This window comes from Actinomycetota bacterium (assembly GCA_030682655.1).
Lineage (GTDB): Bacteria > Actinomycetota > Coriobacteriia > Anaerosomatales > JAUXNU01 > JAUXNU01.
This window is the reverse complement of the sequence record JAUXNU010000005.1, coordinates 1-10937: the sequence shown is the minus strand read 5'-3', so window position 1 is coordinate 10937 and position 10937 is coordinate 1. Positions and strand designations below refer to the sequence as shown.

The window sequence follows — 10937 nt, the reverse complement described above, 5'->3', positions numbered from 1 at the left end:
CCGGGGCGGAAGAGCGATCATGGCGGACTCGTTCAGGCGGACGCGGGAGGGCGCGCCACCTTGGCCCGCCGTCCGCCTGAACGGAACCCCCCGCGCCATCAGGCCGTCCCCGCGACGTCGGACAGGATCACAGAAAACCCGGCCGACGGCCCTTGCCCCCCGCCCCCGCCTCCCCGAGATACCCGCCCTCGCCGGTCGCGGCCAATCGCGCCCGTAGCTCAGCTGGATAGAGCATCAGACTACGAATCTGAGGGTCGGACGTTCGAATCGTTCCGGGCGCGCCATTCTTTCAAGGGTTTAGCCATTTCGGCGACTCTTGATATTGGCTTACACAGCTCTTACACATTGGGACTCGCTCACGCCTGACGGATGGCGATCATGAGTTCCTCGACGGCCAAACACGCCTTGATGGGCGGCAAGCTCCATGTGTACCGCCGCGAAAACAGCGGCCTGTGGCAATGCTCGACCTACCTCGCGGGAAAAAATCATCGGGTTTCGACGAAGACCGATAGCCTCGCGCACGCGAAGGACTTCGCCCAGGACTGGTATCTGGAGCTCCATGGCAAGCACCGTCGCGGTGAGGTGAAGGCGGAGAAGACGTTCAAGACCGCCGCAGCGGCCTTTGAGCGCGAATACGAAATCATCACGGACGGCGAGCGCAGCCCGGCCTATGTGCGCGGCCACAAGGACAGGATCAGACTGCATCTGAACCCGTTTTTTGGATCACAAGGACTCTCTGAGATCACACCCGGTCTCGTTCAGGAGTACCGCATCCATCGCCGCCAGAGCGCCCGACCGCCGGCGCGGACGACCCTTCATCATGAGCTGGTCACACTGCGCCAGGTGCTCAAGACCGCGATCCGTCATGGGTGGCTGGCGCACCTGCCTGACCTGACGCCGCCATACAATACTTCCGGCAAGATCAGCCATCGCGCGTGGTTTTCGCCCGAGGAGTACAAGAAGCTCTATACGGCGACCCGTGCTCGCGCGAACGACCCCAAGAACCATCGCCGAAAGGCGTCCGAGCACCTACACGACTACGTGCTCTTCATGGCCAACACCGGCCTGCGCCCCGACGAGGCGGCGCGCCTGGAATACCGCGACGTGACGATCGTGGATGATGCGGACAGCGGTGAACGCATTCTGGAGATTGCAGCGCGCGGAAAGCGCGGCGTCGGCTACTGCAAATCAACCCGGGGCGCCGTGCGGCCCTTTGAGCGCCTGAAGGCGCGAGCGAAGCCCGAGCCGACGGATCGGCTATTCCCCAACAGGCAAACTTCCCTGTTCAACACCGTCCTCAAGGGTGCGGGACTGAAGGAAGACCGCGAAGGCAATCGGCGCACGGCCTACAGCCTGCGACACACCTACATCTGCATGCGGTTGCTGGAGGGGGCCGACATCTATCAGGTGGCCAAGAACTGCCGAACGAGCGTGGAGATGATCGAGAAATTCTACGCCGCACACATCAAAACCAGCCTGAACGCCGCTGCGATCAACGTTAGGCGCAGCTAGAGCGTCCGAATCTCAAGTTGAGGCATACCCGTCGTGCTGGACGTGGTTGGCGCATTCTTTGGGGGGTGAAGGCTTTCAGGATATCGGCGATGCGGGCCCGCGGCGACTTCAGATCCGAATGGAGGCTGCTGGCCGGGGGGCGTGACGTCGAAACCCTGATCTTCCCCAAAGCTGGCCACGACGTCTGTGGCACAGGGGTTTCACCGGTGCGTCTTTACAGCGCTGATCCTCCAAACCCCTAGCGGCTGATCCCATCGCCAACGGCGAAGGCTCCATTGCGGCCGCGACGGCAACGCTCGACTTTCTGCAGCGGAGCATCGGGCCTGCACACGTCTTTTAGAGGGCGCGTGGCGCTGGCGGGTGGTCTCCGCACGAACGACCGGAGTCGATGTCGGACTGACCTATGCTGGCCCCTACCTCAGCGTCCCGTTTCGGCGCGCCCTTCCTCGCCAGCGGTCGGGTCCCTGTAACCCGGGAAGTAATCCCGACATTACCCCAACTTCGCCGAACCCGCATGGGACTTGCTGCGGCTCCGTCAATCTCTCAGAGGGAGCGAAAGCGTCGCGGCCAACCCGGGTCGGATGTTCTTGAGTTCGAAACGCGCACCCAGGGCATGAGCAATGTCCAGGACAATCGACAGCCCCAGACCGATTCCCCCGTGATCGCGGTTGCGAGACTCGTTCAGCGTCCCGAACGGCGACATGACCTGGTCGAGCCTATCGTCCGGAATGCCCGGACCCGCGTCCTCGATGCGCACCTCGACCCGGCCGGCCTCTCGTCTGACACTCAGGACCGCCGCACCGGCGTGCTGAAGCGCGTTGTTTATGAGGTTGTCCAACGCGCGCGTGAGCAGATAAGCGTCGGTCATCACCGCCGCAGTGTCGAGGGTTGTCGTGGTGACGTCCGCGCCCGCATCACGCCGGGAAGCCACGAGATCACGAACGACCTCGTCGATCTCCGTCGGGCTGAACTGGGGGGTTCGGCTGCCGATGGCGGCGAACTCCAATACTTCCGAGATCATCTCGGACATCCGCGACAAGTCTCTGGTCATGCGCCCGCGCAAGGGTTCGTCGACGGAGTTTACCCGCAGACGAAGCGCCGTGATCGGGGTCCTCAGGTCATGGGCAACGGCAACGACCATTCTAACCCGTTCAGCCGCATGAGCGACCAGCCGGTTATGCATGCCGTTCATTGCCTGGGCCGTGGCCTGCACCTCTCGCGGTCCAGCGATCGGCAGAGGGTCTTCGCTGGCGAGACCGGCCGTCATGGCGCTTCGGCCCAACCGCTCGATCGGTGCCGCCACCCAGCGTGCGACGAACCAAACCGGCGCGGCGAGAACCGCTCCTCCGACGAGGAAGGCGGCTAGTATCCGCCAGAACCAGGCTTCTCGCTCCGCGTCATGGGGAACGCCCCAACGCCACCGTCCGTCCTCCAGCTTCACCGCGCCGATGAACAGAGGGATGATCGTCTCCCGGCGCACGCTCGCGTCAGGCCCGCCACGAAGCGTCACCGCCGCGCCGCTGTCGGTGATCAGCACCTCGCGGCCATCGACGGAAATGATACGCTCGGCGGCTCCCGTGTCGGTGGGCTCTCCAATCCAAACCGCCCTGACATCCGTCGAAGCGACACCCAGATCATTTGCCAGCGTCGCCTCGACGACGCGGCTGCGTTGGCCTATCGGCGGCGAACGTCGAACCCCCGCTTCTACCACGGTGGAGGGCCTGGCTTGCAGGGCCCAGACCATCTCCTCGACATTCATCCGCCCGGGCTGCGGCGGCGGCAGGACGAGAAGAAAGGTGAAGGCGATCGTCATGGCCGCCGCCAGGACGGAAAGCGCGAGCCCTATCACGCAAGCGAAGATCGAAACCCGGCTCACTCGACCAACACCCGCGCGGTGAACCTATAACCGAGACCTCGTACGGTCTCGATCGCCTCGCATGCACCGGCGTTCGTCAGCTTGCGTCTGAGTCGGCTGACCGCCAGATCGACGGCGCGATCAAAAGGGCCGGCGTTGTCGCCGTGAGTCTGGTCCAGCAGCGCATCGCGGTCCATCAGCCGACCAGGCCGATTGAGAAATGCCTGCAAAAGTCGCAGTTCTCCTGCGGTGAGGGTGACCAGATTCCCGTTGGCGTCTGACAGAATGGCGTCCTCCGGATCATAGCGCAGCCCGCCGAAGCGAAGGCTTCTCGCCGACGGTTCGCGGGAGACTCCGTTTCTCCGCAGGATCGCCTTTACGCGCGCCAGCAGCTCTCGGGGTTCGAAAGGCTTCGGCAGATAGTCGGACGCCCCGAGGTTCAGGCCGGCGATCCGGTCGTCGGTGCTGGTCAGAGCGCTGGCCATCAGAACTGCGAGACCTTCAGCCGCCAATCGGCGGCAAATGGACCAGCCGTCTTCTCCAGGAAGCATCACGTCGAGAATGACGAGGTCGTAGACCCTCTCGCCCAACAGGCGGTCAGCCGCCGCCGCGCTCCCGGCTAGATGGACCACGTAGCCGTGCTCGGACAGAAACTCGCTCAGCGCTTCGGCGACGCTGACGTCGTCTTCAATGACGAGAAGGGTGCTGGTCGAAGCGGACATCGGGTTCGTTATGGCGAGTCATTGTATCCGCAAATCGTCAGAAACTGACGCCCGCCGAACTCCGACATATTCGAGATACACCAGCGCGCCATGAGTCGCTCTGACGATTGGAGGCGACGCGCATGGAGGATTCTCGGAACGCCGCTTGGCCAGCCGTCACCGGCCGAAGCGACGTTCCCTCTGAACCCGGCGGCGGCAGGTATTCGCTCCCCGCGCGCATACTTCACTGGATACTGGCTCCACTTGTCCTGGCGCAGGTCTATTTGGGTTGGGTCGCGGGATGGCAACGTCATCCTGCCGACGGCCTGCCGATGCTGAACGCCCACTTTCAAATCGGCTTCATTATCCTCGGTCTGATGACTCTGAGGCTGTTGTGGCGGGTCGGCCATCGGCCGCCGGCACCTCCGACGTCGGAGCCTCGGTGGCGGCATGTCTGGGCATCTGTAACGCATGTCACCATCTACGTGCTCATCCTGACCATGCCGATCAGCGGCTATGTGCTCTGGGTTTGGATGAAAGCGCCGATGGACCTCTTTGGGTTAATCGAGCTGCCCCGGGTCTTCCAGACATCCGCAGACGACACTCGATCCCGGTACGTCGCCTGGGTGGTCCACCACTACAGTGCGCTGCTGCTCAGCCTGCTCCTCGCGCTGCATGTAACGGCCGCGCTTTGGCATGAGTTCGTAGTGCGAGACGGGTTGATCAGGAAACGAATGCTCTAGGCAAAGAGGTAGTGCCATGCAGTTGAACCGCAGATTAGTCATGACAGGGGGCGTCACATCGGCGGCCGCGAGCCTGTTTGCGATCCGCGCCGGCTCGGTTTCGGCACCGGCTGGGCCTCCGGCGTCAGATCCGCCAGAATGCGGCGGGTGTCTGTTCTGGGAAACGCCGGTCGACCTTTCGCATCGGCTGATCATCTTTCCCGAAAGAACTGCGGTCGAGCGCGTCCACCTTCGCGGCATCGTATTCGAATCCGACGGCCGCACCCCCGCCCGGGACGTAATAATGTATGCCTATCATACCGATGAGACGGGCACTTACTCAAAACGCGGAGACGAGCCTCGCAACAGCTACGCTTGGTGGCACGGCAAGCAGCGCGGCTGGCTCAGGACAAACTCGCGGGGGGAATACGAAATCGAGACTATACGCCCCGCGCCGTATCCAACGCGGGACGAACCGGCGCACATCCATGCCGTTGTGAAGGCTCCGTCGCAGAAGCACGAGACGAATATCGCCGACTTCGTGTTCGTGGGCGACCCGTTGCTAACGCCCCGGTTCTGGCGGAACACCGCCGACTGGTGGCGAGGCATGGGCATCTATCAGGACCCCAACTACGGCGGCGTGACGTTGCGTCAGACAGCTGCCGGCAGGTGGGAAGGCGAGCGGAACATCACCCTCCCTGTAGAGCTCGATTTGCCCAGTCCCGACTCAGGCCGCGCCATCCTGAGTGAAAATCCAGCCTTCAAGCCTCAGCATGTATGGGGGCCGGATAGGGGCACGACCACTTGTCCCATGTCCGTATACGGCGACCGACCGGGGGTTCTCTACTGGGTCAACGCTGACACCGACTGGGCGGGGGTGCGGACATGGGCGAGCTGGCTCGACGAGTTGAGCAATGATTTGGGCCGAGATCGGTTCAAAGGATATTTGATCTACACAAATCCGGCGCGCTTGAGCGAACGGGATATTGAAGCCAGGCTTTCATCACTTGGACAGGAACTCGGCCTGTCGGCCCTAGCGGTGACTTATGTCACAAGCGTCGCCGACGAGACATCCGGCGCAATCCTGAATGCAATCAATCCGACTACTACGAACACCTTTATCGTTCACAACAATCGGACGGTCACGAACAAGTTCGTGAATTTCTCGCCATCGACCCAGAACTTCGCCTTACTACGGCAGGCGGTCAGACGAGCGGAAAGGGATGCCGAAATGTTTGCCGTGAGAAGCCAGTACACATTGGGCTGAAGTCCGCCGGTTCCAGTATCAAATAGGGCAACGGGAGAGATTCATGTTCAAAGCTGCATTACTCGCATTGGCGCTCGCGGGAGCGTGCACCGCGCTTGCAGGCGCGGACCCGTCACTCATCAAACTGGAAGATCTCGCTCGCGCGCCGGCAGTCAACGCTGTGGCAGTGAGTCCCGACGGGGCTCGCCTCGCTTACATTGAGATGGAAGCCGGTCGAGGCGTCCTGGTCGTCAGGGATTTGGAAACCGGGCAGACACAGCGGCTCTACCGAAACGCCGAGCGATCAATCAACAACGTCGTCTGGTCTGCCGACGGACGGTGGCTGCTCACATTTCAGGACGCAGGCGGCGATGAAGGATATCACCTTTTCCGTATCGACCCCACGGAACCCACTGCTGAACCGGTCGACCTCACCCCATTCAACGGCGCTCAAGCCGAGCTGATCCGCCTGCCGACGTCTCGGCCCAACATGGCGATCATTACGTTAAACTCCCGTGATCCTGAATTAGCTGACGCTTACGCACTGGACATCGAGACGGGCCGCCTCACGGAGACAGCGCGCAACGAGATCGGTTTCACCGAGCTCCATGCAGATGCCGAAGGTCGCGTCTTGGTGGGGGCCGTCACCCAGCTTGATGGCAAGCTAGACATCCTGGCGAGATCGGACCCGTCGTCACTCTGGCGGACCATTTACACGGCACCGGTGGATGAGCGTCTGAAACTGATCGCGCTATCTCCCGACGGGCGCGACGTGATCATCCGGACGAACCGCGACCGCTCATCGGAGCGCCTCCTTAGGATGGACCTAGCGACCGGCCGATCTGAGGAGCTCACGGCAGAGGGATGCGGGCGGTTCGACGAAGACGCTGCAGTGCTCGACCTCCAGGGTCAGGTCGCCTTGACGACATGCGTCGCCGAAAATGCGACCGTTCGGGCCGCGGACCGTGCGACCAGTACCCAGGTCGAAGGTGTGCGACGCTTGGTGGGCGCAGATGCGTCGCTTCATCTAGACAGCGCCACACCGGATCTGAGCACGGCAGTCTACTTTTCGGATCGGAGCGACCGACCCGGACGATATATCCTTTACCGAAACGGTGAGGCGAAGGTGCTTGCGGAACAGCGTCCCTGGCTTTCCGATGCGGAATTCGTGCCGAGCACCTTCCACTTAGTTGCCGCGAGAGACGGACTCCAACTTCCAGTCTATGTCACACAGCCTCACCCCGGCTCCGGTCCCGGCCCCACTGTGATCTCCCTGCACGGAGGCCCCTGGTCTCGCGACATGGGAGGCTTCGAGCCAGAAGTGCAGCTTTTGGCGAACCGCGGCCTGAATGTACTTCAGGTCAACTTTCGAGGATCAACGGGCTTCGGACGCCAACACTTTGAGGGCGGCGTTCGTCAGTTTGGCGCGGCGATGTCGGACGACGTTATCGATGCGTTGGATTGGGCGATCGCCGAGGGCATTGCTGACCCGGAGCGCGTTTGCATCATGGGCGGCTCGTACGGCGGTTACGCGGCATTGGTGGGACTTACGCGCGACGCTGGACGCTTCAAATGCGGCGTGGACTTCGCGGGCCCTGTCGACCTGATCACGCTCGTCGAAGCGTTCCCTCCCTCGTGGCGACCCTTCCTTCCTCGATCCTGGTATCGGTTCGTTGGCGACCCGTCAGTCGAGGCCGACCGACTGGAAATGGCAGCCCGGTCACCATTGCCGCGAGCCGCCAACATCAGAGTGCCACTACTGATTTTCCAGGGCGCGAACGATCCTCGCGTTACCCAGGCTCAATCGGATCAGATCGTTTGCGCCCTTAGAGCGCGCAACGTGCCGGTAGATTATCTGCTCGCAGGAAATGAGGGGCACAGCTTCGGGAACGAAGAGACCGGTCTGGCCGTGAACCGTGCGGTAGAGGAGTTCCTGGGCGCGCAGCTCGGCACCCCGGTTCAGCCGGGGGTGGAGAATACGGTGGAAGCCGCACTGAGGAGTTTACGGGCTGCGGGTGCCTCAATTGCGTGCGACCCGCAAGTCGCCGCGAACATCTCGGGCAGTAACGCCGAAACGCCATGAACGGTTACTACAGTTTATAGAGCTTTCCGGAGTTCAGGGGCGAAACAGACGTCGAGGCGAGCGGGGCCCCCAGACCGGCTGCGAAACCCTGGTACGGATGTACGCGCTCTCTGGTGAATCGGAAGGAACCATTGGGAGCCCATCTCCCCGAAGCGGACCTCCGGGAGGTCCGCTTCGGGTCGGGTCCAGTCATGCACGCCCTGCCGTAACGCGGACCCTCGCCGCCAGTGCTGCAACGCGAAGAACTGCCGCACGAGCGTGGAGATGATCGAAAAGTTCTAAGCTGCCCACGTCCAAACCAGCCCGAATGAGGCGGCAATCAACAGGCGTGCATAGCCGAGGTGATTGCCGTTCAATCGCCTGAGCGAGGATTTTTCCGACAGTCCTCCTGGTAAAGGACGGCGCTGAGCGCCGCCGCGAAGCGGTCGCCCGAGGGGCGATCCTTGACCACTCGCCCTGTCCGAAAAGCGGGCCAGCAAGCGATCAAGGCTGAGGCTGATCGGGGTATGCAGGATGGTCAGACGACAGCGAGTCGAAGAGCGAGGACGTGCCGAGTCGATAGTGCGTGAGAACGAGTGCAGCGGCCGAGAACAGGGCCATGCGCGCGTCCTCGGCCTGCCATGGCTTTCGGCGTTTCGGCAAGCGATGGCGGAACACGTCGACATGGCGGACCACGGCCCGTGCGATCTCGTCCCGCGTTCGAGCGCCGACATCAAGGAAGCAGGCGGCAACGTCCGCGCGGGTGTAGATGGCGACCTCCGCCCCTCGATCAGCAGCGAGAGCCGAAATGGCCCGGCACAGTCGCATCAGCCTGTCAGCGCGCTTGGCGCTGGGGCGCTCAAAGGCTTCCAGCACCAGCGTCTCCGGCGACAGACGTTCGAGCAGAGCCTCGATCTTCGCCAGGCAGACGGCGCTCTTGTTGCGGCGGGCGCAGGCCAAGCCCCAATCGAACACGGCGAACGGCCCGGTGAAGGCGACCCAGCCAAAGCCCTTGCGGTCTGGATAGATCGCAAGAGTGATGTGCTGCGGGCGCTCCATCATGCAGAGCGGCGGTTACTCCCGGCGCGATGCGCCATCGCCGTGAGGAGCCGGCGCTTCGTCTGTGTCGCATAGTCCTGGCGTTCGCCGAGCGACCGATCCAGTTTCGTGGCGTTCGCCATGACGGCGTCTTCGACGCTTCCATAGAGACCGGGAAACAACGCACGCGGGGAATGGCCGAAGACGACTTGCAGGCGAAACGCGAGCGTGGCGTCAGGGATGGATTCGCCTCCTTCGAGACGAGAGACAATGCTCTGGGATGTTCCCAACAGAAGGGCGAGCTCCGACTGAGAGAGCGCCCAGCGCCGACGGGTCCGGCGCACATAGGTGAGGTGCGGCATAGCGGAACGGGTTAGGTGCGATCTAAGGGGTCGCTGTCTCCATAATCGCCCGAGATCAGCGGTTATTCACGGGGGCAATTTATGCGCCCGGCGCATACGAGCGCGCTTCGCGCGCAAATCCAGCCGCTGTGACGTCACTGACATCCGTCGCGTGAGCGACACCGAAGCGAGTCGCGAGCGTAGTGATCGCTCTCGTCTCGCTTCTCGGCACGACGTACACGCCGCGCAGACGTTGGGTGCGCAAGCGCAGCTTCGTGCGGATGAACCATCCCGCCCACTTGTTGCTCACCGGTCCTTCGCCTTCGGCCTGGCTCGCATTGAACCGCCGGGTGGCGTCCGCAATGGTCACTGGGTCGGAACTGGCTTCGAGTGCGCCTTGCAGGGCGCGGAGCATCGTGGCTTCGACAGAGGAGGCGCGCTCGTTGAGCACGCGCGCCTCTTCGCCCACGAGCTCGCCCGCAATCCGTTCGCGTACAGCCGGGTCGTCAATGATCGACAGAAGCGCAAGCGCGGTCTGGTTTCGCCGCGGCTCGACCCCTGAAACCAGTCGGGAAGGATCAGGCCCGACAGTGTGTCGCGCGTGGAAACGCCAAGCCAAGAGCCGGTTGCGCAGCTCGCGAGCTTCGTCATGCAGGCTTGCTGGCAGATGTATGGGAATGTCTGAGCGGAGCGGTCGATTGCCGGTCTCCTCAGTCAGGAACCGGCTTTCGAGCGCCTTGTCCGCGAAGCTCTGACGCATCCCGAGGAGTTTGGGGCCGAAGACGCGGAAGGCGTGCGGATTGAGCTCCCGATGGCGGTTGGTCATCGTCCGAAGCACCGGAAGCCCCTTCACCGTCCCGTTGTTGAGGATCTTGGTCAGGTCGGCCGTCGCGTCAGAAAACCGGAGGTCGGCCTCGTCCAGCACCAGCGTGCCGCCGATGGCATCGAGCACATGGAAAATCGGCGAGACGGTGGACGCGCCCGAGGCGAAGAAGGGCTTGTAGCAGATGGACCCGACTGCCAGCAGCGCCCGAGTCTTGCCTGTCCCGTAGTCACCCCGGAATCTCAGGTAGCCTAGCTCGCTGAAGGCATCATGCACCCACGTCAGGAGGACATAGTGGGCCGCGATCTCTTCAAACACCGGCGAGAGATCGACGTAGCGATGCAGGAAGGCTTGAACGTCTCGTACCAAGTCCCCCTTGTCCTCAAAGTCCCCGAGGCTTGCGGGCAGCAGGACGCAGCCGGTTGAGAGGAGGTTGTTACCGGGAGAATAGGCAACCAGCCGCTCGCCGTTTGGGAGCGTATGGCTGGCATCGACAGTGACGTGACCCCCTGAAACTCCTCCAGGAATAGCTAGAGTCCGCCCCACGAAAGGACGGACAGAATGAAGCGATCACGGTTCACGGAAGAGCAGATCATCGGGATCCTGCGTGAGCAGGAGGCGGGCGTTGCGACGGCGG

Annotated in this window: 9 protein-coding genes and 1 tRNA gene; 5 read left to right on the top strand and 5 right to left on the bottom strand. The window is 62.8% G+C overall.

Going from position 1 to position 10937, the window contains the following annotated elements; translation table 11 throughout:
• Positions 1–207: 207 nt before the first annotated feature.
• Both Q8K99_00275 and Q8K99_00270 read left to right on the top strand, forming a co-directional pair.
• A tRNA-Arg gene (locus Q8K99_00275) sits at positions 208–284 on the top strand.
• Positions 285–378: 94 nt separating this feature from the next.
• Entirely contained in the window at positions 379–1512 is a 1134-nt protein-coding gene (locus tag Q8K99_00270; GenBank protein ID MDP2180990.1) for a site-specific integrase, read from the top strand.
• Positions 1513–2047: 535 nt separating this feature from the next.
• On the opposite strand, the gene Q8K99_00265 is transcribed toward Q8K99_00270, so the two are convergent.
• Positions 2048–3388, bottom strand: coding sequence for a HAMP domain-containing sensor histidine kinase (locus tag Q8K99_00265; GenBank protein ID MDP2180989.1), 1341 nt, complete (start codon positions 3386–3388; stop codon positions 2048–2050).
• On the bottom strand, positions 3385–4089 hold the full coding sequence (locus Q8K99_00260; GenBank protein MDP2180988.1) for a response regulator transcription factor: 705 nt from the start codon (positions 4087–4089) through the stop codon (positions 3385–3387). The genes Q8K99_00265 and Q8K99_00260 overlap by 4 nt, the downstream gene beginning before the upstream one ends.
• Positions 4090–4211: 122 nt before the next feature.
• Between Q8K99_00260 and Q8K99_00255 the strand changes: the two genes are divergently transcribed.
• From Q8K99_00255 to Q8K99_00245, 3 genes are read left to right on the top strand one after another with little or no spacing between them, the layout of a single operon-like run.
• A complete protein-coding gene (locus tag Q8K99_00255; protein ID MDP2180987.1) occupies positions 4212–4811 on the top strand; it encodes a cytochrome b in 600 nt (199 codons plus the stop codon).
• Positions 4812–4827: 16 nt separating this feature from the next.
• Positions 4828–6057: a hypothetical protein gene (locus Q8K99_00250; GenBank protein MDP2180986.1), complete on the top strand. Its 1230-nt coding sequence runs from the start codon at positions 4828–4830 to the stop codon at positions 6055–6057.
• A 43-nt stretch (positions 6058–6100) separates the two neighbouring features.
• Positions 6101–8119 (top strand): S9 family peptidase, encoded by a 2019-nt coding sequence (locus tag Q8K99_00245; protein MDP2180985.1) that lies wholly within the window; start codon positions 6101–6103, stop codon positions 8117–8119.
• A 483-nt stretch (positions 8120–8602) separates the two neighbouring features.
• Here the strand turns inward: Q8K99_00245 and Q8K99_00240 are convergent, their stop codons facing one another.
• The 3 genes from Q8K99_00240 to Q8K99_00230 form a co-directional block, all read right to left on the bottom strand.
• The gene (locus Q8K99_00240) at positions 8603–9160 is read right to left on the bottom strand and encodes a hypothetical protein (protein ID MDP2180984.1); all 558 of its coding nucleotides are present in this window, start codon (positions 9158–9160) and stop codon (positions 8603–8605) included.
• Positions 9157–9498, bottom strand: a complete 342-nt coding sequence (locus Q8K99_00235) for a helix-turn-helix transcriptional regulator (protein MDP2180983.1) — start codon at positions 9496–9498, stop codon at positions 9157–9159. The genes Q8K99_00240 and Q8K99_00235 overlap by 4 nt, the downstream gene beginning before the upstream one ends.
• A 79-nt stretch (positions 9499–9577) precedes the next feature.
• Entirely contained in the window at positions 9578–10669 is a 1092-nt protein-coding gene (locus Q8K99_00230; GenBank protein ID MDP2180982.1) for a hypothetical protein, read from the bottom strand.
• Between the last annotated feature and the right edge of the window lie 268 nt (positions 10670–10937).

Coding starts and splice junctions, on each gene's coding strand:
- Q8K99_00250 (MDP2180986.1), top strand. CDS start 4,828: ATGCAGTTGAACCGCAGATTAGTCATGACAGGGGGCGTCACATCGGCG.
- Q8K99_00245 (MDP2180985.1), top strand. CDS start 6,101: ATGTTCAAAGCTGCATTACTCGCATTGGCGCTCGCGGGAGCGTGCACC.
- Q8K99_00270 (MDP2180990.1), top strand. CDS start 379: ATGAGTTCCTCGACGGCCAAACACGCCTTGATGGGCGGCAAGCTCCAT.
- Q8K99_00255 (MDP2180987.1), top strand. CDS start 4,212: ATGGAGGATTCTCGGAACGCCGCTTGGCCAGCCGTCACCGGCCGAAGC.
- Q8K99_00240 (MDP2180984.1), bottom strand. CDS start 9,160: ATGATGGAGCGCCCGCAGCACATCACTCTTGCGATCTATCCAGACCGC.
- Q8K99_00260 (MDP2180988.1), bottom strand. CDS start 4,089: ATGTCCGCTTCGACCAGCACCCTTCTCGTCATTGAAGACGACGTCAGC.
- Q8K99_00235 (MDP2180983.1), bottom strand. CDS start 9,498: ATGCCGCACCTCACCTATGTGCGCCGGACCCGTCGGCGCTGGGCGCTC.